Genomic DNA, 25711 nt, shown 5'->3' with positions numbered 1-25711 from the left:
CCTACTTATTTAACCCTTATATTTCCTTTTGTTTGTCCTTTACTTACTTGTTGATCAAATTCATTGAAAATATGTATATTCCCTAGTAAAGAACCTGTGAGTTCTACATCCATAATTTGCTTAGTGTAGTTATACACATAAATATGGACATTAGGCATAATCTCCAGTACATTTCTCATGGTAGAATTTATTTTTAAACAAGCATTATTAATTGGCGTATCTACAAATGTCTGTTTGACATTACCATCCTTATCTTCTGCTGTAATTTCATAGCCATCTTCTCTTATTACTAAGCTAATACTCGTATCTGTTTGCGAAATAAGTCCTACATATCCACTTCCATTTATACCCCCAGGTCCATCTATGCCATAAGTATCTCCTGAAGATAAAATATCTCCTATATATATATTAAAATACTGGCTATAAGTAGTGATAGGACTCTCTTGATTTGGCTGTTCCTCATTCTGGCTTACCGAGGGACTCACCTCTTCCTCTTGTTTTACAAAACGCCTAAAAGAACTTCCTTCAACCCTTCTGCTATCCAAGTTAGGTTGATAAATTTCATCTGTTTGTTGTTCACTAGGTCTTGTATATATTGTAATTTTCAACTTAGAAGTAACTAATTGATCAAAATCTTCTCCATAATGTGCTTTATAATAAGCTGTTATTTCACTGTTTTCTGATTGAAGTTCATTATTCATTTCAAAACTATTACTATTAATAATCTGATAAGACTTATTGAGACTATCTACAAAATCTATGACATCCTTATAGCGACCTACAAAAGTTAACTCATATATACGTTTTAAAACATCTGCATCTGCATTTGCAGAAGCAGTTGCTTCTTCTGTAACTGCTTCAAACCCAATATTAGCAAAATCTTTACGCTTCATATAACGAATTAATTCCGCACCTTCTTTAGAGGCTGCTTCAAAATCGGGAATAGTATTAAGCATAGCTACTTTTTGTGCTGTCACTAATGCTAATTCTTTTTCTGTCTCTGGTAGCATTTTAACACGTTCTTCTAATTGCTGAATGCGCTTCTCCATCAGTTTTATTTCGCCTTTATTAGCTGATATTACTTGTTGCTCATCCTTATATATGGTTAGCATATAACCTATTTGTAAAACGATCAGGGCTACAATAACCACAATAAAAGCAATATTACTCTTTGATTTCATTAGTTAGCCCCCCTTTCAGGTTGCTCAGTTGATGGTGTTGTCGTCTCATCTGCAGGTTGCTCAGTTGATGGTGTTGCCGTCTCATCTGCAGGTTGCTCAGTTGTCCCCTCTGGGTTTTCGGTTTCAACAGGTTTAACTTCTACTACTGGAGTTATGTTAATTTCGTACTCAAAACCTTTTAGCTCTTCATCATAAGTTGCTTTATAAGTTGTAGTACCTGACCCAAACACACTTTCTATAATCGTAACATAATTTACTACTTGCTCTGCATCCATAGTGTTACCTTTTAATGTAATTACATCTTTTCCTGCCGCATTAACTGTTTTATCTGCTGGTTCAACGGTGATTTGATTAACAGTTGTATTGATCGGTATTCTTGCAATGATGCTATCTAGTAGGCGAGCACTAATTAAATTCTCCTCTTTAATATTTCCATATTTATCTATCCATTCCTTTATGGCAACCTTAGCATCTTCTAGTTGTTGAATCTTTTTATTAACGTCATTAAACCTACTATCTGTCAGTTCCGCAGAAACTTCATCTAATCTTTCAATTACCTTTTGTGCTTCAATCTTTGGAGATATGATTGCAATCCCCACAAAAGCAAGTATCTCTAAAGCCATAACACCTGCAACAATCAACTGAATAAACTTAATCTGTTCTGCTTGTATGTATTCTTTAGGTAGCAGGTTGATTCCTTTTACTTGTGTCCTCATATCTTCCCTCCTTATAAGCCATTAATGGCTCCCAGTATATTCACAAAAAACCTTGCATAATCCTCAAATTGAATATTAGGATTTTCGATTACTGTATCAAACTTACTCAACTTTTCCGTTGGAATATTTAATGCATCTCTAATATATCCCCTTATTCCCTTAATACTGGCTCCCCCACCTATTAAATAAATCTTCTTAATCATGCCACTACCATAACTTGAATAGTAGAATTGTAAAATTCTTTCTACTTCTGAAACAATATTATATTCTATTTGTGGTCTAATAATGCTAGCTAAATATTCTTCCTGCATCTCTGTGCCAGTCATTTCATTAACATGAGCTTCTTGAATAATTTCATTGATACTTTCTACACCAAAGTCAATCATTCTTGTTAAAATAGCACTGCTATCAGCAATGACTGTAGCCGTTGTAGATTTTCCACCTATATCTAGTACCAAAATATTTTTTGTTGCTTCATAAATCATACGTGTTTGTGAGTTAAAAACATTTTCTAGAGCTTCAGAAGGAATGGTGATTAAAATGGGTGTAAGCTTTAAACTTTTGATTAGACTAGCCATGGGTAAAATAACTGTATTAGGTGCAGCGACTAATAAAAGTTTGTTTTTAATCTCGCCTTCTTCTTCAGCATCTCCTGTAATTTTAAAGTCAATTTGATATTGACCTCTTTCAACCGGCAAATAATCCTCCGTTTTTACTTCTAAAAGTTGTCTAATAACTTTCTCTGGTTGCTTATCCATTATTGCATTTCTAATGATAATATTACTACTTTGTACTATAGCCACTACTTGTTTTGCTTTATACTTTTTTGCTTTTATTTCTTGGTCTATTACCTTGCGCAAAGGTTCAATATTACTAATAACACCATTATTAATGCAATCTGACGGTGTTTCAATAAGAGAAAACTTTTGCACCATCAAGGTTGCTCCCTTTTTTACGGCTTCGATTATTTTAATATTATTACTTCCTATTTCTAGTCCCATAATACTTCTTGCCATGTGCTCACCTCTTTTAAATTCATTATTTAAACTCTATGGAGTAATATGTTCTTTATAAGCTATTGATTCTGTAAATGCTAACTTCACCCTCTGCCGTTCATTAGCACTAGTTGGTACTTTGCTTTTACTAATAATACAGCTAAATTTAACTAGATTAGAGTCTTTATACCTCGTTACTTTTATATTTTCAATCAATACCGAAATCGTATTTGTACCATAGGTTAATCGATATAACCCTTGCTCCTGTGTAGGCGACACGATGGGCTCTAAGTTAATGGTCTTGAAATCATCTACCATTCCCCCAGCACCTCCATTAGCTGCAGCATCATACACTTGATTTTTTAACTTAATTTCTTTTAATGGGGCATCTATTATGTCTATGTTGTAAGGACCTGTAGGATCAGATTCAATTACTTGTGTTGTATCCGTAGTTGTAATTTTAATACCTTCTGATAGTCGTATGTAATCCCTTAAAAAACTTTCTACGGCATTAGCTTCGTTGTCTAGAACCACTTTTTTATCAAATTGTATAAACTCTATATAAACATTGGTAAAAAAGCCCCATAGGCTTTCTAGAAGAATGGCAAATAAAACAAATGCAACTGTTACTTCTAATAAAGTAAATCCGTTTTCTCTTTTTTTCATATCCCTCCTCCTTTATACCTTCTTAGTAATTGTATAACGACCTGTCAGACCTTCAAATTTTGCTTCCGTATAAACAACGCCATCATATGAAATAGTGATGATAAAATACTCTTTTTCATTTCCTAATGCATCTTTCATAGATCGTCCTTTGAATACTATTTTATTGGATGCCACTACTGTTGAACCATCTCCACCTACAACAGAAAATAAGATTTTAGAAGCCATATTATCTGGTTTACTACGCCATTTCCCTGAAGATGTTTGAATGCCGGGCATCATAGTATACTTATTCCCGCTTACTTCTAAAGTATATTCTCCCCCTGTAGCAATAGCTTGTTTTCTAAGGGTTACCAGATCAATACAAATGCTGTCCACGGCTTTTATTGCATGCTGTTTATATACCGCTTTCATATTAGGAATAAGGGCTACTCCCATCAAACAAATGAGTACCATAACAACTGACATTTCTACCAAAGTGAAACCTTTCTTATCTTTTTTCACCTCTTTTCCCCCTCTCATTACAGGTTAAACAAACTTAAGTAAATTTGTAATAATTGCTTTCCCCATAAAATCACTATAAAGGCTCCTAAATTCAAAAAAGGTCCTAAAGGATACGGTTCGCTCTTCTTTTTGATAAGCAATAAACCTATACCAAAAATACTCGCCAGTAAACAGGCAAGAATGATCATTAAGAAAAGCTGGTTTATACCTATAAAAAGACCTATGAACCCCATTAATCTTACATCGCCATAACCTAAACCCTCTTTTTTTAATAACCATTGGCACCCATAATAAAGTAGCATAAATAGTCCGTAACCAATAATACCTCCCATTAACGCTTCTAGTAATATATACCAGTTGTGTATACTCCAAGCTTGTAAGAATACTTCTATGAGGCCCACTCCTATCCCCCATCTAATAATCGAAGTAGGTAAAATCATATGATCCCAATCAATCATCGTAAGTACTACTGCAAAAGCAAAAAAGGTGCAATAACGTAGCGTGTCTAAACTATAGCCGTATTTGTAACCAATGATCCCAAAACCTATACCTGTAATTACTTCAATGCACATATAGCGGGGTGAAATCGGTGCTTTGCACGCTTTACACTTTCTTCCCAATATTAAATAGCTTACTACTGGAACAAGCTCTAAAGCACTTAATTCATGCTTACAGCGTGGACAATGAGAACGTGGAAAACAAATACTTTGTTGATTAGGAATACGATAAATACAGACATTTAAAAAACTACCAATTAAAATACCACCTAAACTTAATCCTATCATATATATCATATTAAACCTCTTTTAAAATAAGCAGATATTCCACAGAATATCTGCTTATTTTTAAATAATTATCATACTTTTTATTAAGGTGCTACGAAATCAGTTACTGTTTGGGAATCAATTTGTGTTAGTGCTTTACTAAATGTTGTTGTTTTTCCTGCACCTAGGTCTAACCAAATACGTTCAGCTGCAACATCAACAGAAATTAAACCACCAGCAGCACTTGTTTGTAATGTTGGTTCTGCTTGTAAGTATCCATCAGATACAAGGATACTTACTAAAGTTGAAGCATTTGTACCTGGCCATAATTCCTTCTCTGTTTTGTAAGCAGTTGCTGTTCTTTGAAGCGTCTTAATAGTAGAGATATCAGTTGTTAATCTTGCTTTAGCTGACATTGTTCCAAATGCTGGTACAAGTAATGCACCAATAATACCCATAATCGCCACTACGATAATGAGCTCAACCATGGTGAAGCCTTTTTCATTTCTTTCTTTCTTATTCATTTCTTTCACTCCCTTTAATTTGTTATATATTGTAAATCCTTATTAAGGAATTTACTACATAGCTGCTGTAGCTGCTGAGAAGGTTGGTAACATAATAGCTGCCATAATCCCTCCAACGATTACACCTACGATTAAAATCATTGCTGGTTCAATTAAAGTCGTCATATTATCTACTGCAAGGTCTACTTCTTCCTTAAAATAAACGCTAATTTTAACCAACATCTCATCTAAAGCACCACTCTCCTCACCAATACTCACCATACTGAGAAGAATAGGTGGAAAGATGGTACTTCCTCTAATAGCATCTAATAAGCTATTACCTTGTTTCAAAATTTCAATAGCTTGATTCATTTCTTCCTCTGCTACTGCATTACCCATAACTCTTTTAGTAATTTCCATAGCTTGAAGCATAGGTATACCGGATTCAACTAACATAGACATAGTACTAGAAAAAGTAGAGGATAAACTTTTCTTATTCAATTCCCCAAAAATAGGAAGTCTTAAACTTAAACGATCTAGACCTCTTCTTATAGAATCTACCTTTTTCATGTTCATAATAGCAAGTGTTACAACCACTATAATCATCAATAATATTTGCCAATAATTAACGCAGAAGTTACTAATTGCAATAACAATTTTAGTAGGAAGTGGTATAGGTGCACCTGTATCCCGTAATAAACCTAAAAAAGCCGGTACTACTTTAATCATTAAAATAATAACCACCACAACAACCATACATAGTACCACCACTGGATATGTCAATGCTTTTTTGATTTTCTTTTGGATTCCCAACTGATTATCGAAATGCTCTACTGAACGTCTCATTACCTCATCTAAATTACCTGAAGCTTCGCCACTTTCAATTAAGCTCACTAAAATACTAGGAAAAATCTTTTCATCTTCTGCTGCTTGAGAAAAAGTCTTTCCGCCACTAACTGCCTCATGAATATTTTCTAAATGTGCTTTTAAGGTCTTATTAGTACATTGCTGTCCACAAATTTCTATCCCTTTAGCAATGCTAATTCCTGCTTGAATCATGGCGGCTAATTGTTTACAGAAAAAGTTAATATCACTTAATTTAATCTTTTGCTTAAACAAAGACAAATCACTATTTAAGGCATTTTTTCGCTTAATAGATTGCGGGTATAAATTCTTATCCATTAAGACCTTCCTAACTTTTTCTTCATTTTCTCCTTCAATCTCACCCTTAACTTTATTTTGGGTTAATAAATCACGTGCCACATATAAATATGTATCCATTTCCCCACCCCTTGTCTATTATAGTTATGAAATACGCATTCATTCATTAAAATGATGCTACGCAGTTTAGGTAGCAAGCCTATTCATACTCATTCCATTATTTTAGGTTGTGTTATCACTCTTTTCTATCTTCCTAGAATTCGCTTAAGTTCATCTCTATTTTGCGCATATTGATAGGCTGTTTCTAAAGAGATTGCTCCTTTTTTATAAAGATTTGCTAGAGAAGCATCCATGGTAATCATACCAGCTAAGGTTCCTGTTTGAATCTGGGAATAAATTTGATGAGTCTTTTCCTCTCTAACCAAATTAGCTATGGCGGCGTTACTAATCATGATTTCTAATGCTACACATCTTCCCTTAATATCACTTCTTGGCAATAACTGCTGCGAGATAACCCCTTTTAAGATATTAGCGATCTGAACCCTAATTTGCTGCTGCTGATGGGGTGGAAATACATCTATAATTCTATCAATCGTTTGAGGTGCTCCTATGGTATGTAATGTACTTAATACTAAATGACCTGTCTCTGCTGCAGTAATGGCTGTAGCAATGGTTTCTTGATCTCGCATTTCTCCTACCAAAATAACATCTGGGTCTTCACGCAAAGCAGCTCGTAAGCCATTGGCATAGCTATTGCTGTCAAAACCTATCTCCCTTTGATTAACCATACTATTTTTATGTTTATGTAAATACTCTATCGGATCTTCTAATGTTAAGATATGCTCTTGCCTTTTTTTATTCATATAATCTATCATAGTAGCCAATGTAGTTGATTTGCCACTACCTGTAGGACCTGTGACTAATACTAAGCCTCTCTTATTATCTGCTAAGCTTTCCAGTATCTTTCTAGGCAGTCCTAATTCCTCCATAGTAGGTATTTCAACGCCTACCAATCGTAATGCTGTTGCCCAACTTCCTCTTTGTTTATAAACATTTACACGAAAACGCCCTATATCTTGTAAAGCATAGGAAAAGTCCGCTTCACCTTTTTCTCTAAATCTTTCTGTAATAATAGGCTTTCCTTCTAAAAGCTGACTAATGAGTTCTCTTGTATCGGCTTCTTTTAATGGTGGTAAATCCAAGTGGATTAATTGGCCATGTAATCTTAATGTAGGTGGAATTCCTACTGTTAGATGTAAATCTGATGCTTTTTCCTGTACGACAATTTCCAACAAATCATTAATGTCCATAGTTCATCCTCACCTTACTGTTCATATGCTATTCTTAACATTTCTTCCATGGTTGTCTTTCCCTGAAGTACATTATAAAGGGCATTATCCCAAAGTGTACGCATCCCTCTTTTAGTGGCCTCTGCTTTTATTTCCTCAGTACTTGTATGCCCTGCTGAAATCATATCTTCTAGATGAGTATCGATGGTTAACACCTCATGTACTGCCAAACGTCCCTTATATCCTGTCTGATTACACGCGTTACACCCCCGTGACTGATAGACTTCAGTTCCTTCAGGTATATTGTAAATCTTTGATTCACTAGCTGATACTATATGCTTTGTTTTACAGTTAGGACAAAGCCTCCTTACTAAGCGTTGTGAAATAACTCCCTTAATAGCAGCTCCTACCATATAGGCTTCTGTTCCCATATCAATTAGACGAGGAATAGAACTTGCCGCATCATTGGTATGTAATGTGCTTAACACAAGATGTCCAGTAATAGCTGCACGAATAGCTATAGTACTTGTTTCACTATCACGCATCTCACCAATCATAATAATATCTGGGTCTTGACGTAAGATAGAACGTAGGGCACTTGCAAAAGTAAGACCTATTTTGCTATTTGTTGCTACTTGATTAATACCTTCTATCATATTTTCAACTGGATCTTCTACTGTAATAATATTAACCTTATCTTCATTTAAGACCTTTAAAGCAGCTGCTAAAGTAGTTGACTTACCGCTACCTGTGGGGCCTGTTAAAAGAATAATACCATGAGGGTTTTTTAATAAATTAAGTACCTTTTCATAATCTGTAGGATAAAAACCGATTTCATCTAACCCTAAGTCTTTACCTGTACGATAAATAAAACGAATAACTGTTTTTTCACCATATACAGTAGGCAAAATACTCACACGTAAATCTACCTGCTGTCCATTTACTGTCTTAGACATACGACCGTCTTGAGGTAGTCTTCTTTCTGCAATATCTAAACCTGATAAAATTTTGATACGTGTGGTAATTCCATTAAGCATCTCTTTCTTCGTTCTTGTTAATTCATGAAGTTGACCGTCTACCCGAAAACGGATACGCACATAATACTCAAATGGTTCAATGTGTATATCCGATGCCCCTTTTAAAATACAACGTTGTAGAATATTGTTAACTAATTGAACCATAGGTGCGGTATCATCATCTTCCTCTTCATCAACAGCCACCCTTCTCTGAATTTCATCTTGCATCTGTCTTTCTACTTGATTTACGATGCTCTTGGTCTGTGCTGATGTATAGGTTTGATTAATAACATTAGTAATAGCTTTTTCACTGGCTAAAATAGGGATAATTTCCATCTTTGTACTGAGTTTAAGGTCATCTAATGCAAACATATTTAAAGGATCTTTCATAGCTACTTTTAATTTATTGTCATCCATTCCAACTGCAATAACCGTATATCTCCTAGCTATACTTTCTGGTACCTTAGAAGCAATATTGTAATCAATATTATATTGTTCTAGGTTCATATGAGGTATGCCTAATTGAAATTCTAATGCCCCTAATATATTATCCTCTGTAATAATACCTGCTTCTACAAGGACTTCCCCTATTCGTTTACCAGTACGTTTTTGCTCTTTTATCGCCCATTCCAATTGCTCTTGGGTAATCATACCTGTTTCAAATAGTAGATCTCCTATTCTCTTTCTCTGTACCTTTTTCATCTATTTCTCCCCGTTTTACACTGTAAGTAAAATATATCTCCTATCTTTAATTACCATAATATTATGCATATTTTCAATATTGTATAGTATTTTATTCAATTTGTTATATATAGATTATAATCTCATTTAATCATTTTTGCAATATTGTTTATATATTATAAAATTAATATAAACAATATTTCACTTTTTTCTATCTTGTTTATGTTTTATTGTTATAAATACCAAACATAGAACTGATATGATTGAAATAAACATACCAAATTTAAATCCAACAGGTTTATAAATCAGTTCAATTTCATGCTTGCCTTCTTTTAGATCTGCTCCTAAAAAGCCTCCTATTACTTCTTTTGTTGGTGTTGATTGACCATCCACAAATAAGTGCCATCCTCTATCATACGGAATTGATGTATACAATAAAGGCTTATCTTTAGGTATTGTAATACTTCCTTTTATCCTTTCATCTGTATATTCCTCAACGTTTAATTTACCTTGTCTTAGTTTAAGAATATCTTTCTTTAGTAAAGCATCATCAACATTACAAACTAGCAGCTGAACTATGTCTGAATACTTTTCTTTAAGTTCTATTTGAATATTTAGTTTTTCTCCTTTTTCATAGTCACCTAAATAAGTAATAGAAGTAGTCCCCGTTCTAGTTATATTTAACGACTTTCCATTAACCACAATATCTGTCCAAAAATACGCGTCACTTTGAACATAAAGATAGTATGGACCTACCTGTTCGGTAACAACACTGTAATTAATTGTTCCTTTTTGATATGTATCTTTTTGATAAAAGTGCTGAATTGTATAATTATCTTTTTGCTCATCCACCTTGTCTACATTATTAAATTTTTCTAACACTACTTTGAGTGGTTTTAAATACTCTTTATTTTCTTCCCCTAACATTTTACTTAATAGCTTATTCTGCTGTTCAAATGGTTGTATTGGTGTTTTGAATGTTCCTAATACATCAAACTCTTCAATATCTTTAGCTACTGCAAACCCAGCTCCAATAACATAAGGATTTTTAAAGACCTTAAAGTAATTCTCTTCTCTATCGGACATTAAATCATAACCAAAATACTTTTCTTGTAAAGCCAAAACATATTTAATATTAAATATTGCTTCGGTTATTGGGGTGGTTCCTTTATAACTTATCCAGTTATTTCCTGTAGATATACCTAAGTTAGCAATTGTATTTTTGCTTTTCTCATTATACATTGTATCAAAATGACTTATACCAGGATAACCCATTCCAAATCCATCATTTAAACTACGTTGCTCTACACGTTCTATATGATAAAAGTCTTGGTCTTCTTTTAGTACTTCATGGGTTTCTTTATTGATCCTATTATAGGTTTCATAATAATCTGCTGCAAAAGGATAACCTGAACTACTGTCAAACCTGGTTAAAATCATTCTAGAGTTATCTGCTAACTCTAATCCAACTAATAATGCCAGTAGTAATAAACCATATTTTTTATATGTAACTTTATTTTTTACTAGCATAAGTAATAAATAGTATAGGAATAAAAATAATAATGTTAATAAAATATTCTCGTCTTGGATATAACTATATTCTTTAAAATTGAGACCTATTATTATGCCACCTAGTATTCCAAAAACACAATGAATTTGTTTTGTTGAGATAGTATTTAGTACCCGAAATCCTTTATATGCTAGAAAAATCATCAAAAACGATACTGTATACGTAAACCTCCCTTCAAAATAAGTTGGCCATTCAAATCCATGCCATGCCATATATAAAGGATTTAAAGTCACAGATAAAAACATAAATACAAGCCAAATAAAACTTATTAATTTTTCTCGATAACTAATGCTATAACTCAAAAAAAAGAAAATCATTAAAACAATCACTATTGTGCCACAATAAATGAGTGGTGTGCCATCGCTTACCACAGTGTCATATACACCTACAAAAGTCTTACTCCATAATGCTTTAAAATCATAGCGCAAATAGACACCTAACTGACTAACATCAAAAATACCACCTCTATTAGATACCAGATAAAGAATAGGAAAAAGTAATATACTCGCACAACCAAAGGCGAAGAGGGGACTTATGAAAAATGCTAACATCTTTTGCAAAAAATCCTTTTTCTCAATAGAGGTGTTTAAAGTAATATATCTGTATATAAAATACATAAAAGAAAAGATTCCTGTCATATAGGCAATATAGTAATTCATAAAAAATATTACGGTTAAACATATGGTAAAAAATAAATAATCCTTCTTATTCTTTATAATTTTATCTACACCATATAACACTAGTGGTAACATAACTACTTGGTCTAGCCAAATAATATGAAAATGATATGTAATTGTATAGGCCATTAGTGCATAGCACCAAGCAAAAATGCTTATACTTAAATCGTTTCTTTGAAAAGTTTTCTTTAAATAAAATGCACATGTGATACCACAACAAGCTATCTTTAAAATAATCATCCACGTAAGCGCATCTAAAATCAGTTCCTTTGGGAAAATGAAGACCAAAAAGCTAAATAAATTCACAAGAATACCTGTACTCAACATACCTAACGGTGTACTTCCCTGTATCTGCGACCATGTATTAAATAAACTTTCATTCTCTGTAAGTATTCGTTTTAAAGCTGTAAGACTATCCATATAGACTTCACTTAAATCAGAGACCAAGAAGCTATAGGCACCAAATGGTGTTATTTGCATTGTTACACATATAAAAATCATAACTATAAATGGTATAAGAAACCCCAAAAAGATAAATTGATTATCTTTTATCAAAACTGTAACTTTTTTCATTAGACTAATCCTTTCTAAATAAACAGTTTAATTTTCATTCTCTATACTTTTATTAACAATAGCTATTATTGATACACCAACTGGCATTTTTACACGATGTCTACACAAAAAAGTCTCTGTAGAAAATATCTTTTCAAGAAGAAAATTCACAAAGGGACTCGGCATAGATGCATCACTTTCACAATCATTTATTTTATTTTTTATTTTCCTAGCTACATAAATGGGTAAGAATAACCAAAAATTATAGTAGCTTATGTATGCGATACTGTATCCGGTTTTTTTTAACACACGTTCCAACTGCTTAATTGTGTATCTTCGTTTATGCATATGTTCTACATCATGATATGACCATAATTGTTTAAAAGCTGGAACCGTGACTAAAAGCTTCCCATTTGTCTTTAAAACTCTCCTTATATTTTTTAATCCCAACTCATCATCTTCTAGATGTTCGATTACATCTAATGCAATAGCTAAATCAACACTTTCATCAGGAAGTTCAACTTTTTTAAGTAAATCACTTTGCACTAGATCCCCATCAAAATTCTTTTTACTGTATGCTAAGGCTCTTGCACTATAATCTATACCTTTTACATTGCCATATATTTTTAAGTATTTTAGAAGACAACCACATCCACATCCACAATCTAATATTTCATTCTCAGTACCACTTAATTCTTGATTAATAAGTTCAAGAATAATCTTCCTTTTTGATTTAAACCACCAATGTTTTTCTTCTAGTTGATACATCTCATCATATAAATTATCCTGCATAGTCATCTTCCTCTCTCATATATTGACTTACATGATTATTACTACTCTCTTTTATTAGATAGATTGGTCTTTTTTTAGTTTCCATATAAGTTTTAGCTAAATATTGACCTAGAATACCTATACAAAATAGTTGTATACCACTTACAAAAAAGATCACACATATCATAGATGGCCATCCACTAACAGGGTCTCCCCATACTAAAGTTTTAATAATAATAACAATTATTAAAATAACAGAAAACACAAATAAAACCATTCCTACTAAGGATGCAATAGCTAATGGAACCGTTGAAAATGCCGTAACTCCCTCGATGGCATATAAAAACAATTTCCAAAAAGACCATTTTGTCTCTCCTATCGCTCTGTTTACATTTGTATATTCTATCCATTTTGTATTAAATCCTACCCAACTAAAAATCCCTTTAGAAAAACGGTTATATTCACTTAATTGTAGTATACTGTCTACTACTTTTCTCTTCATCAATCTAAAATCTCTTGCACCATCAACAATATCAATATCTGATATTTTATTGATGATTTTATAAAATAATTTTGCGAAAACTGATTTAATCTTCGATTCACCACACCTATTAATTCTCCGGGCTGCAACACAATCACATTTCGGTTCTTGTATATATTCGTACATACTCAACAATAATGACGGCGGATCCTGTAAATCTGCATCCATTATTGCTATATAATTTCCTGTTGCTTGCTTCAATCCTGCAAGCATCGCTGCTTCTTTTCCGAAGTTTCTGCTAAAACTAATATAATTTATACTTTTATCATCTTGAGCTATTTGTTTAATTACCTCAAGTGTATTATCACTTGAACCATCATCTATAAACCAAATTTCATAAGAAATATTATTCATTTTTTTTCTTACTTTTAATAACTCTTCATAAAATACTTGCAAAGATAATTCTTCATTATAACTAGGTACTATAATTGAGATTTTTTCCATTTTAATATACCTCATATTTTTACTTTCTGTGTGATAAATAAAGATTCTATATGTATATTAACATATTTACGTGCTGTTTTCAAAATATACAAAATTTATTTATCAAACCTGAAACATATGTTGAATTTTATAAGTACATATTCAAATTAAGGAATGCATCATAAACACAAAAAGCATCACATTTTCTTTTATCACTATGATAAAGAGCAACTATTTGGACTGTAAATTCGGCTGATGATCCAGTTGTGGCTTCTGCCATTCTTGATAGATTGCTCCATCACTCACACGTCATCAACATAACAGGGCAATCTTATAGGATAAAAGATAAATTTGTAGATATAGATAAAAACAAGATGCAATTGTAATGCTTTAAAAGGGGCATTTTAAAATGCCCAAAAACCACATTTTCCAGTTGCCATTTCATAGTACACTCTAATATATGTTTTCTAGCAGAACGAACTGTCAAAAAAATATCTTTCTATCTTTTATTAGGGAATTACTTGTCTCATTACATATACTATAATGTAAAGATAAATCAAATAACTTCTCGTAGCAGAATCACCACAGCTTCAATCTGAGGAACTGACCGGGTCAGCCAAGTCTCAATCTATTGTTATAGGTACCTCTGGACTTAAGGAAGATGTTCACTGATGCGCTGTAAAGGGAAGCGCTCTTTTATAAGTTATTTTATAATCCTTTATATCTAGCATTACTTTAAACAAAGTTTAAACCAGAGTCTGAAAGCTTTAGCTTCCTCATCATAAGTGTGCACCGGCTAAGAGTTTAAGAGCTCCTCACTCATGGCTTGAACTTTCATAGCTCTCTTAAGTAGGCACTGCTTCTTTAGCTAGTTGTGCTGAGGAGCCATTTCTATGCCTTGAAGTAAGCTCTACTTAAGGAGCCAGGAAAGTTTTACCAGAGTCCGGACAGCAAAAAAGCGGTAATCATGTCTATACGTGATTACCGCTTTTTTATTGTCCTAAAAAGGAATTATTTATTCATAGCTTCTTCGATTGCTACGGCTACAGCAACTGTAGCACCTACCATTGGGTTGTTACCCATACCGATAAGTCCCATCATTTCTACGTGAGCAGGAACTGATGAAGAACCAGCGAATTGTGCATCTGAGTGCATTCTTCCCATAGTATCAGTCATACCATAAGAAGCTGGACCAGCAGCCATGTTATCTGGGTGAAGTGTACGACCTGTACCACCACCAGAAGCTACTGAGAAGTATTTTTTACCTTGTTCAACGCATTCTTTTTTGTATGTTCCAGCTACTGGATGTTGGAAACGAGTTGGATTAGTTGAGTTACCTGTAATAGATACGTCAACACCTTCCATATGCATGATTGCAACACCTTCACGAACATCATCACAACCAAAGCAACGAACTTTTGAACGTTCACCGTTTGAGTATGCGATTTCTTTTACTACATTTACTTTACCTGTCATATAATCAAATTGAGTTTGAACATATGTAAACCCATTGATACGAGAGATAATTTGAGCAGCATCTTTACCAAGACCATTTAAGATAACTCTTAAATCTTCTTTACGAACTTTGTTTGCAGAACGTGCAATACCGATAGCACCTTCAGCGGCTGCAAAGCTTTCGTGACCTGCTAAGAATGCGAAACATTTTGTTTCTTCTCTAAGAAGCATAGCTCCTAAGTTACCGTGACCAAGACCTACTTTACGGTCATCAGCTACAGAACCTGGAATACAGAATGCTTGAAGACCTTCTCCGATAGCTTCTGCTGCTTCTGCTGCTTTGTGACAACCTTTTTTGATAGCAATTGCAGCACCTACAACGTAAGCCCAACAAGCGTTTTCAAAAGCGATTGGTTGAATTCCTTTTGTGATTTCATATGGATCAAAGCCTTTTTCTTTACAGATAGTTCTAGCTTCTTCAATATCTTTGATTCCGTATTTATTTAAAACAACGTTAATTTGGTTAATTCTTCTATCATATGATTCAAATAATGGCATTGTTTGGCACCTCCCTATTCATGTCTTGGGTCAACTGTACGTACAGCATCATCAAATCTGCCGTATTGACCTGTAGCTTTTTCAATTGCTTCATTTGCATCCATACCTTTTTTGATCATGTCCATCATTTTACCGAAGTGAATGAAACGGTAACCGATGATTTGATCGTCAGCATCAAGAGCGATGTTTGTTACATAGCCTTCTGCCATTTCAAGGTATCTTGGTCCTTTAGCAACTGTTGAGTACATTGTACCAACTTGGCTACGAAGTCCTTTACCAAGGTCTTCAAGACCTGCACCGATAGGAAGTCCACCTTCAGAGAATGCAGTTTGAGTTCTTCCGTATACGATTTGTAAGAATAACTCACGCATTGCTGTGTTAATTGCGTCACAAACTAAGTCTGTGTTAAGCGCTTCAAGAATTGTTTTACCTGCTAAGATTTCTGCTGCCATAGCTGCAGAGTGAGTCATACCTGAACATCCAATAGTTTCTACTAATGCTTCTTGAATCACACCATCTTTAACGTTAAGTGTTAATTTACAAGCACCTTGTTGTGGTGCACACCAGCCTACACCGTGTGTAAGACCACTAATGTCTTTAATTTCTTTTGCTTGTACCCATTTACCCTCTTGTGGGATTGGTGCTGGCCCATGGTTAGGTCCTTTAGCGATTGGGCACATTTGTTCTACTTCATGTGAATACATCATTTTCATGACTCCTTTCCACTCATCTCTATTTAAAGATTTCTCTTTAAATCAAAAATTTAACAATACACACTTATTGTATAGGTGGTTAAGGAATCTGTCAATATTTATCCTTTTTTTTAATAGTCTAATATGAGTAGGTAGTAAATTCTTTTTCTGTAGTATAACTTTTTTGAGTCATAATAGAAACTCTACCTTGCTTAAAAAGTTCTTTGTAAATAGCTCCCTTTGCCTTAACAGCTTCTGGTGTTGCTTTAAGAATTTCTTCTTGAAGTCTCATCAGGTCAGCTGGACCTTGCCCCCATAAAACTAGTCCTTCCAGAGCATTTGCCTCTTCTAAAGGTGTACCTAATAAACGAAATTGACTGTGCAGTCTGCTTAAAGCTTCTGCTTTGCTACTCTCAAGAGCAATGCTATCTACATTGGTACTTAAAAATTCATGTACTTTTTCTAAAATAGGCAAAGAACGTTCTATATTGGGATCTCTATAGGTATAAAAAGAGATGGTGTATGGATAACTAAGTTGGCAACCTGCGCCATAAGCACCTAGACCTACACGAATGCGAGGATTAAGATAGTTTTTCGTTAAATAAGTGGTTGCTAGGTAATCTAGCCCGTCTAAAGGTATACCCTTATCCATTCCAATGTAACTATGATCAATAGCTGCATGACTTGTTACAACACAATTTTTAGAAGTGACTGCAAATTCATAGGTAGCTGTTTTATGTTCAAAACAAGGTAATGTCTCTAAGAAATCTTCCCAGCTTTTCGCATATAAATTCGATTCTTTAGCAGGAACAGTTGTTGCTACAATAAGGTCTCCTGTATGATATAGCTTTTTATCAATACGCTCTACATTCAGACGCCAGGCTGTATGATGCATTTTTAAAAGCTCCTCACAAAAAGTATAGGTAGGATAACTCTGTTCATATAAGTAGCGCTTCAATCCTTCTTCTGCTCCTAGGCTGAGGTGTGATAGTGTCCCAATTACATTATTTTCACTTGCCTCTTTCATATCCATAACCCATTCAATGAGTTTTTGTCTGTACCATTCATCTGGCTTGTTTTGTAAGTGTAATCTAGCTTCCCTTAGTAACGTGCTATGATCTGTTTCTTCTGCTTTTGTTAAAACAGCAAGTTTGAAGCAGGGCCAATATCCCTTTTCACTGGGATAAGCCGTACAACCTGTTGTAATAATACCACTAAAAGGGGTAATCTCCTTGGCACTTTCTTCTAATAAGTGAGCATAGAGAAACAAATAAGGCAGTTCCTTTTGAGGTATATGAGCTGTATTAAAATAAAGTTGTGACCTTGCCCATGTGCTTTCTACCTCTGTAACCATTTCTGTATAATTCTTTTTTTGTTTGCTTTTAATTTCTAAATGTGGCTTTAAAATAAGCTCTCTTAAATCTACTGCTTTTAATTTTGTTTTTTTCTTCTGCCAAGCTTCCATTTTAGGAACAATATCTAGCCACTCTTCATCTGAAACAGGACTTAATTTCTCTGGTTCCTTTACTTCATAAGAACCTGGTAATAACAGAAGTGTATACCTAGTAGCTTGTTCAAATAAAATTTGACGGCTATCTGCATCTAAGCTTTTAGCATTTTGAATATAATCTTTCTTTTCATAATACTGATTAATCGTTTTATAATGAGCCCATGCTTCTAGCATGCTTTGTGCAATATCAATGCCTCTATTGACACTTGTATCTTCTTTAAGCACGAGCCAATTTGCTTGTGCTAGCACATCTTGTTCTGTAAAGTTATTCGTTCCTAAATCCTTTGGCATACTGGCAATCAGCTGATCTAGCTGTCTTGCACAATCTTCTAGTTGATTCGTAGGCAAATCTGAAATAACCAAGGAATAAACTGGACAAGGTAAATCCTCATCTTTAATCCACCTTGCTTTACCTAGTCCAATGCGATTCAAATTTTGCCAAAATCCTGTTTGAGGACTCATTAAATAAGCAGTCATCCATAAATCTAATGCTTGTATCTTTTCTGAACTAAGCGTTTTTTCTAATACAAAACTTTTTACTAAGACCCCTTTATCGCCGCTTGGTAAAACAGTATAGGTGGCTGTTTTTTCCGGATTTAAGTTTTGGACATTTAAATCAATGCCCTCTTTAGGCTTTGTCAAATCTGTTAAATAGGAGGCTATCATTTGTAAACTTTCTTCAAGTGGAATAGCACCATATAAGACAATTCTCATATTAGCTGGATAATAGTATTTTTTGTATACCTTTAAGCAATTTTCATAGGTTAAAGTAGGAATCTCATTAGGACTACCACCACTATCATATGCATAGTGGCTATCTTTAAAAATCATATTTCTAAGACTTCTAAAAACAGTACGCTCCTTGCTACTATAAGCACCCTTCATTTCATTATAGACAACTCCCCCTACTCTGTTTTCCATAGGAGATGAATAAAATGCCTCTTCATAAAAACCATAAGGTTCTTTTAATAAATTAGGTTTAAAAACAGCATCTAGATAAATATGCATAAGTTCTTTATAGCAGGAAAGATAAGGTGTAGAAAAAGGAAATAGGGTCATATCTCCGCTAGTTAATGCATTCATATAGGTGTTAGGATAAGCTTCACTGGCATCAAAAAATAAGCTTGCCGAAGGGTAGTCTTTAGAACCTGTAAATAAGGTATGCTCAATAATATGATTCACACCTGTGGAGTCTGTTGTTGGTGTTTTAACACCTAAAACAAAACTCTTGTTCACATCCTCATTTTCTATCCAAATAACCTCTAAACCTGTTGCTACATGCCGATAGGTATGTATTGTATCGGTATTGTATTTTTCTTTACTTATTTCCTTAAAACCCTGTGATTTAGGACTATTAGGTTTACCAAATATAGGACAAATCATACATAAGACAATGCATATCATAAGAAAACTTTTTCTTTTTAACATAACTCGCCTCCTTTTTCCTTATGATGTGCAATAAACATCTTTTTATCCTTTCATTTTGTTCTAATAAGCCTTAAAAACTCATATATTATCCATAGCTTATTATCAGTAAATTAATAAGGAGGGAACTTAAATGATACCACATCCTATTTATCCCCCTAGTGTTTCTAGACAAAATCTAGGATCGCTCATTGTACAACTTTCTTCAGATACGCTTTTAGGACCTCTTGTTCCTGTTAGTAATGTTAATGTTACTATTAAAGAAATCTCCCCTAGTGGTGAAGAAACTGTCATTGCAGAGCTTGTTACTAATGAAGTTGGTCAGACGACTCCCCTAGAATTATCTGCCCCTCCAGTTGACTATAGTTTAGATCCCCTTAATACGCAAAAACCTTATGCTACTTATCGTATTGAAACTGCTTCTCCTAATTACGTAGATGCCATTGTTATGGGCTCACAGATTTTCGCCGATATCCAGTCTATTCAGCCTATTACTTTGCAAGCTACTGAAAGACAGCTTAAACGTTATGCTTCTTATACGAGAGAATTGTTAGAGACTGTTAGCATAGGTCCAGCCACCCTATACGGTAACTACCCACCTAAAATTCCAGAAGCTTCTATCAAACCTATTATTCCTGGCTCTGGTTTTATCGTCTTAGACGAAGTCATTGTACCTGAGTTTGTTATTGTTCACGCTGGAAGCCCCAATGATAATAATGCGCCTAACTATACGGTACCTTATATCGACTATATTGCCAATGTAGCCAGCTCTGAAATCTATCCTACCTGGCCTATTGAAACCATTAAGGCCAACATTATTGCCATTAATTCCTTTACTTTAAACCGTATTTATACAGAATGGTATCGTAATCAAGGTAAGCCCTATACCATTACTAATTCTACGGCTTATGACCATGCTTTCTTCTATGGACGTAACCTATTCGATTCCATTGTACCTGTTGTTAATGAAGTTTTTGATACCTATATTAAACTGCCTGATGTTACTCAACCTCTACTTTCTCAGTATTGTGATGGTGTTAAGTCCCAATGTCCAAACTGGATGACACAGTGGGGGAGTAAGGATTTAGGCGATGCAGGTTATACAGCTGAACAAATTCTTAGAAATTTTTACGGTAGTAATATCACCCTCAATACTGCTCCTATGGTAGAAGGTAATCCTGAATCTTATCCAGGTAGTCCTTTAAGGTTAGGTGATAGTGGGCCTGCTGTACGTACCATTCAAATGCAGCTGAATCGTATTTCACAGAACTTCCCTCTCATTCCCAAAGTAGCTGTAGATGGTAATTTCAATGAAGCAACTCAGGAAGCAGTGAAGACTTTTCAAAAAATCTTTCATCTTCCCCAGGATGGCATTGTAGGAAAAAGTACTTGGTATGAAATCTCTCGTATTTATGTAGCTGTTACTAAACTTGCTGAACTTGGATAAAATAAATAGACCTAATCGAAGATTGTTTACTTCGATTAGGTCTATTTATTTTATTAGCTTTATATCACTATTCTGTTCTAATAGCTGAAAGCGCTGAAAGTTTCATTGCTTTTCTAGCCGGAAAGTATCCAGATACGAGACCAACTAAAGTAGAAAAAACAATGCCTGCAGCAATTAACCATGGTGGTACTAAGGATACAGTAGTGCCTCCCCACATCCCTAGCATTCGTGCTATTGGCTCACCTATAGCATTTAATATAAGGGAAATTCCTACAGAGATACTTGCACCTAAAATGCCTCCTATTAAGCCAATAAATAAGGCTTCCATTAGGAAAAGATATTTAATATCTACAAGCTTGGCTCCAATAACTTTCATAACGCCTATTTCCTTAGTACGTTCATAAATACTCATCATCATAGTATTAGCAATACCTATCGCTGCTACAACAAAGGATACAATACCTATACCACCCAAAGCCATACGCTTAGCTGCTGCTTCTTGCTTATACTGTTCTAGCCATTCCATATTGTTATATGCATCATAACCCATGCTCTTAATCTGTTCTAATGTACTTACTACATTGTCTTGGTGGTCTACTTTAATCATCACTTCATTGTAAGTACGTTTCTTATCTCTTTTAGCCTCTTCATCTGTATACCATCCCATTGCCTTTTTATAAGCAATTTGTTCTTTTTTCAATTCTTCATATAGAGCTCTTGGAATAATAACTTTACGTGCTAAATCCATGCTTGTTTCAGGAAATAGGCCTACTACGTTCACCTCTGTTCCTTTAGGTGCTTTAATCTTATTGCCATTAACGTCTTCTAGTTGCGGCTTGCCTGTTTCCCAATCATACTGAATGACTTCTAGTGTAACTTTATCTTTTTCAAGGTCAAATGGCATAAATTCAAGTTCCTTAGAATAGTCTATCTGCTTCCCTCTTTTTGTAAAATACTGAAGCACGTTTTTTCCCATTAAAATACTTCTTGTTTCTTCTGGTAATAAACTGCGCCCCTCTTCTACTTTGTATCCCAATGCCTCTATATCAGCAGCATCCATCACATAAATTTCCCAATAAGGATCTGGTGTACGATATTTGCCACTACTTAAGTAAACATTAATATCATTAAGCATCGGAATAGCTCTTACAACATGATCTACCTTTTCAAATTCTTTGAGTACCTTATCATCAATTTCTTGGGTAGAGTTACCACCCCCGTAACTCCATACTTGAATCAAAGTAAGATCTCCCATCTGGGCAAACTGCTCCTCCATATTTTTCTCCATAGCTAAACCTAAGGATAACATCAATATAATAGAGCATGCCCCAATCACTACACCTAATATAGTAAGAGCTGTACGCAACTTACGTCGCCATAAATTACGTACGCTCATGCTTATCAAATCAATCTTCTTCATCTAGCATCATCTCTTCTTTTTTTGCTTTTTTCTTTTTAAGCATAACAAGGGTGATTGCTACTGCTACAACGACACCTACACCTACACCTGCTAAAATCCACTTTTTACTTACAGGCCCTTGAGCTGGTGTTTCTCCTTCCACAGGAGGCATTTCTCCATCTACAGGAGGCATTTCTTCCATCATCATCTCTTCTACAAGGAATTCAAAAGGTTTTCTAATTTCTTGAGTCTTACCGGCTGCATCTTCATATTCTACAATAACTTCACCTTTTAAGGTTCCAGCTTGATTTGCTGTAATCATTGGCTCATAGGTCTGTGAATCTCCTTGCTTAAAGTTACCAATAAACGTTCTATTATTTTCTACTGTAAAGCCTTCTCCTTCTACATAAACCATCATATTGGTTACATCAGTACGTCCTCTATTATAGAAGGTTGTAGATAGTGTTGTTTCTATCCCTACCTGTGCATATTCTACGAAAATGTCACCTGCCTCAATTTTTGTAACTTGTTCTACTGGGATTCCTATATTTTCAGTTGCTGTAATTTCATTGCCATCCTCATCTTCATAAGCCATTTCTAAGGTAATTTCGTAAGTCTTAGCTTTTGCTGTAGGAATGGTATACATGGTTACATCCTTAGTTACTGTTTCTCCTGGACTAAGCTGATCGATGTAAAAGGTATTACTACCACCTACAGGCGTAAATACATTTCCTGTTTGATTTTCACCTTGTTCAATGACTTTAATATTAGCTTTCAAATTGTTAACAGTATGCTTACTGTTTGTATTTAAAAAGCCTAGATGAAGTTCAAAGTTTTCTCCGGCTTGGACAATAGTTGGGTTAACTATATATTCTCCAATGATTACTTTAGGTTTACCTTTTAACTTCTCATCCTCATCGCCTTCTGCATCCTTCTTAGGATTGCTGATGTTAACACTTCCATATTGACTAATAGTGGTAGGTGCTTTAGCATCACCATATTCAACATTAATCTCAATCGGATGACTACTTGTAATAGCTGCATGAGTTGCTGCAAAAGTTACACTGTATTGTTTAGTTTCTCCCTTACCTAATTTAGTTACAAAGAAGAGATTCTGAGATTTAGGTACAATTCCTTCATCTCCTTTAACAGAAATTTTAAGATTATCTGCTCCGCTTTTGGAAGAAACATTGAATTTAACGGTAAAATTTTGGTCTACACCATATGTATCTGTAGGTGAAATCACATTACTAATAATAACTTCTGAAGCAATGCTTGAAGCCGATGTACTTAAATAAACGTATTGTGTATCTTCTTCTTTTTCACCTGATGAATTTAAATAATCCACTTTAATCTGAATAGGTACACTATCCCCTTTAAAGCTGCTATTTACACGTAATTTCATTGTAATATCTTGACTTGCCTTGCCTTGAATAATATCTAACCTTTTAACATTACTTGCCTCTACTATGGAGACATTTTCAGAATTAACCACTTCAAAACGGATATTCTTTGCATCACGTTGTCCTACATTACTTAACTTAAATGTTACATCACTTGCTACACCCGGTGTATAAATTTTACTGCCCGATGTACTTACTTCGAGTGCTGATGGTACTACACTACTGTCCACTTGAAGATTAACAGGATAACTATTACCATTAATCGTTATTGTCGCAGGATAAACACCTGCTTTAGCATCTTCACTTGCTTTAATAGAAAAAGTGCCTGTTTTAGTTTCCTTAGACTTGATATTTTTAACAACAGCAGTTGCTGTTTTTATTTCTACTCCTGTTATTTTACTATCTAAGGCAAGTGTCATTTCTGCTTGATTTATTGTAAAACTTCCTTTGTTAGTTATTTTTACTTGCACACTTTGTGTTTGCCCTGTTCTTACAAGCAAGTTTTCCTGCTTGTCTATTGCAAAGCTATCTGTGAACTCCTCATTACCTTTAGCTTGTAAGCCCCCCTTTAAGCTACCCGATGCACTATATTTAGTATGTTCTTCTCCATAACCATTTCCTATTCCTACACTAACTGATAAATCCTTCCCTTTACCACTATACTTTATACCATATATTTTAATATCATTATAACCTACAACAGGTTTTTCACTACTTTCTACTGAATACTGGATACTTGAATCTTCTGCCACACTACTACCAGAGGCTGTTGCATAACAAAAAACATTATCCCCCAATGCTGCTTCTTGTGACACAAGTACTTTAACTGTTACACTAAAAGTATCCCCAGGTTGCAAGTTAGTTTGGTCTTGGGTTATGTCATTAATAGATATGTATTCTGAATTATTTTGTGTTTGTTCTTTTTGTTCTGCATAAATAGGGCTATGTACACTCGATAAACTATAAGTTAGTCCTAATGCTAAACTTATGAGTAACCCTTTCCACTTATTCTTCTTTTTCATAAATCATTTCCCTTCCCTTATCTGTATTTTTTTCTATTTTAAGCACATCGCCGTCTTGCACTGTAATAATTTTATGTGCGTAATCAGCAATTTCAGGGTCATGTGACACGATAATGAGTGTTTGCTTATATTTTTCTGCAATTGCTGTAATCATATCCATTACTTCTATGGTCGTATGCGTGTCCAAATTTCCTGTAGGTTCATCTGCAAATAAAATTTGAGGACGATTCACAAAAGCTCTTGCAATACTCACACGTTGCTGTTGTCCACCACTCATCTCTTTTGGCTTATGATGAAGCCTTGACCCTAGGCCCACTGCTTCTAGCATTTCCTTGGCTCTTTTCTCTCTTTCTTTTTTATCCATGCCTTGAAATACAAGAGGTAATGCTACATTTTCTAATGCCGTTAGTGTGGGAATTAAATTGTAAGACTGAAAAACGAAACCAATATTTTTTTGACGAAAAATAGCTAACTGAGTTTCATTTAATTTTTCAACTCTTATCTTTTTTATTTTTATGGTTCCTTTTGTAGGTTTTTCAAGCCCAGCTAACATATTGAGTAAAGTTGATTTACCTGAACCTGATGTACCAAATAAACAACAAATTTCACCCTTTTCTATTTCTAGGTCAATATGATTGAGCGCCACAATTTTTTCTTTTCCCATGCGGTAAACTTTCCTCAAGTTTTTAACTTCTATAATAGGTTCCACCTTATCCCCCCTTCGTAAACAATTGTTCAAATATAACAAACAGTATAGCATACTTAACCATAATTAACCATAAAATAGAGATTA

Annotated in this window: 21 protein-coding genes; 2 read left to right on the top strand and 19 right to left on the bottom strand. The window is 34.3% G+C overall.

Annotation, left to right across the window (positions count from 1 at the left end; translation table 11 throughout):
* Positions 1–5: 5 nt before the first annotated feature.
* From EKH84_RS11100 to EKH84_RS11040, 13 genes are all read right to left on the bottom strand, one after another.
* A complete protein-coding gene (locus EKH84_RS11100) occupies positions 6–1181 on the bottom strand; it encodes a hypothetical protein (RefSeq protein ID WP_127066349.1) in 1176 nt (391 codons plus the stop codon).
* Positions 1181–1897, bottom strand: a complete 717-nt coding sequence (locus tag EKH84_RS11095; RefSeq protein ID WP_127066348.1) for a hypothetical protein — start codon at positions 1895–1897, stop codon at positions 1181–1183. The genes EKH84_RS11100 and EKH84_RS11095 overlap by 1 nt, the downstream gene beginning before the upstream one ends.
* A gap of 11 nt (positions 1898–1908) precedes the next feature.
* Positions 1909–2913: a type IV pilus assembly protein PilM gene (gene pilM / locus EKH84_RS11090; RefSeq protein ID WP_127066347.1), complete on the bottom strand. Its 1005-nt coding sequence runs from the start codon at positions 2911–2913 to the stop codon at positions 1909–1911.
* 33 nt (positions 2914–2946) lie between these two features.
* Entirely contained in the window at positions 2947–3558 is a 612-nt protein-coding gene (locus EKH84_RS11085; RefSeq protein ID WP_127066346.1) for a PulJ/GspJ family protein, read from the bottom strand.
* A gap of 12 nt (positions 3559–3570) precedes the next feature.
* Entirely contained in the window at positions 3571–4059 is a 489-nt protein-coding gene (locus EKH84_RS11080; protein ID WP_190283303.1) for a prepilin-type N-terminal cleavage/methylation domain-containing protein, read from the bottom strand.
* 17 nt (positions 4060–4076) lie between these two features.
* Positions 4077–4853, bottom strand: coding sequence for a prepilin peptidase (locus tag EKH84_RS11075; protein WP_127066344.1), 777 nt, complete (start codon positions 4851–4853; stop codon positions 4077–4079).
* Between the two features lie 74 nt (positions 4854–4927).
* Positions 4928–5347: a type II secretion system protein gene (locus EKH84_RS11070; protein WP_127066343.1), complete on the bottom strand. Its 420-nt coding sequence runs from the start codon at positions 5345–5347 to the stop codon at positions 4928–4930.
* Positions 5348–5401: 54 nt separating this feature from the next.
* Positions 5402–6607, bottom strand: a complete 1206-nt coding sequence (locus tag EKH84_RS11065) for a type II secretion system F family protein (RefSeq protein ID WP_127066342.1) — start codon at positions 6605–6607, stop codon at positions 5402–5404.
* A 125-nt stretch (positions 6608–6732) separates the two neighbouring features.
* The gene (locus EKH84_RS11060; protein ID WP_127066341.1) at positions 6733–7797 is read right to left on the bottom strand and encodes a type IV pilus twitching motility protein PilT; all 1065 of its coding nucleotides are present in this window, start codon (positions 7795–7797) and stop codon (positions 6733–6735) included.
* 14 nt (positions 7798–7811) lie between these two features.
* Positions 7812–9494 (bottom strand): GspE/PulE family protein, encoded by a 1683-nt coding sequence (locus EKH84_RS11055; protein WP_127066340.1) that lies wholly within the window; start codon positions 9492–9494, stop codon positions 7812–7814.
* Between the two features lie 180 nt (positions 9495–9674).
* Positions 9675–12293 carry a YfhO family protein gene (locus tag EKH84_RS11050; protein WP_127066339.1) on the bottom strand — a complete coding sequence of 873 codons (2619 nt, stop codon included), beginning with the start codon at positions 12291–12293 and terminating at the stop codon, positions 9675–9677.
* A 27-nt stretch (positions 12294–12320) separates the two neighbouring features.
* Positions 12321–13064, bottom strand: coding sequence for a class I SAM-dependent methyltransferase (locus tag EKH84_RS11045; protein ID WP_190283302.1), 744 nt, complete (start codon positions 13062–13064; stop codon positions 12321–12323).
* Positions 13054–14028: a glycosyltransferase family 2 protein gene (locus EKH84_RS11040; RefSeq protein WP_127066337.1), complete on the bottom strand. Its 975-nt coding sequence runs from the start codon at positions 14026–14028 to the stop codon at positions 13054–13056. The genes EKH84_RS11045 and EKH84_RS11040 overlap by 11 nt, the downstream gene beginning before the upstream one ends.
* Positions 14029–14240: 212 nt before the next feature.
* Between EKH84_RS11040 and EKH84_RS22340 the strand changes: the two genes are divergently transcribed.
* Entirely contained in the window at positions 14241–14393 is a 153-nt protein-coding gene (locus EKH84_RS22340; protein WP_410497302.1) for an ATP-binding protein, read from the top strand.
* A gap of 625 nt (positions 14394–15018) precedes the next feature.
* Here EKH84_RS22340 and EKH84_RS11030 read toward each other — a convergent pair.
* The 3 genes from EKH84_RS11030 to EKH84_RS11020 all read right to left on the bottom strand — a co-directional run bounded on the left by EKH84_RS11030 (position 15019) and on the right by EKH84_RS11020 (position 19650).
* A complete protein-coding gene (locus EKH84_RS11030; protein WP_013656725.1) occupies positions 15019–16020 on the bottom strand; it encodes a GGGtGRT protein in 1002 nt (333 codons plus the stop codon).
* Positions 16021–16034: 14 nt separating this feature from the next.
* Entirely contained in the window at positions 16035–16727 is a 693-nt protein-coding gene (locus EKH84_RS11025; protein ID WP_013656724.1) for an iron-sulfur cluster assembly scaffold protein, read from the bottom strand.
* 124 nt (positions 16728–16851) lie between these two features.
* Positions 16852–19650: an insulinase family protein gene (locus EKH84_RS11020; protein ID WP_127066336.1), complete on the bottom strand. Its 2799-nt coding sequence runs from the start codon at positions 19648–19650 to the stop codon at positions 16852–16854.
* A gap of 130 nt (positions 19651–19780) precedes the next feature.
* Between EKH84_RS11020 and EKH84_RS11015 the strand changes: the two genes are divergently transcribed.
* Positions 19781–21094, top strand: a complete 1314-nt coding sequence (locus tag EKH84_RS11015) for a peptidoglycan-binding protein (protein WP_127066335.1) — start codon at positions 19781–19783, stop codon at positions 21092–21094.
* A 67-nt stretch (positions 21095–21161) separates the two neighbouring features.
* On the opposite strand, the gene EKH84_RS11010 is transcribed toward EKH84_RS11015, so the two are convergent.
* Genes EKH84_RS11010 through EKH84_RS11000 form a run of 3 tightly spaced genes read right to left on the bottom strand, consistent with a single transcriptional unit; the run spans position 21162 to position 25678 of the window.
* Positions 21162–22514: an ABC transporter permease gene (locus tag EKH84_RS11010; protein ID WP_127066334.1), complete on the bottom strand. Its 1353-nt coding sequence runs from the start codon at positions 22512–22514 to the stop codon at positions 21162–21164.
* Positions 22501–24918, bottom strand: a complete 2418-nt coding sequence (locus EKH84_RS11005) for a COG1361 S-layer family protein (protein ID WP_127066333.1) — start codon at positions 24916–24918, stop codon at positions 22501–22503. The genes EKH84_RS11010 and EKH84_RS11005 overlap by 14 nt, the downstream gene beginning before the upstream one ends.
* A complete protein-coding gene (locus EKH84_RS11000) occupies positions 24902–25678 on the bottom strand; it encodes an ABC transporter ATP-binding protein (protein ID WP_190283301.1) in 777 nt (258 codons plus the stop codon). The genes EKH84_RS11005 and EKH84_RS11000 overlap by 17 nt, the downstream gene beginning before the upstream one ends.
* Positions 25679–25711 lie beyond the last annotated feature (33 nt).

It is taken from the genome of Cellulosilyticum sp. WCF-2 (assembly GCF_003990395.1).
Lineage (GTDB): Bacteria > Bacillota > Clostridia > Lachnospirales > Cellulosilyticaceae > Cellulosilyticum > Cellulosilyticum lentocellum.
Note: the sequence above shows the minus strand (reverse complement) of the source record. Positions and strands in the feature narration are given on the sequence as shown.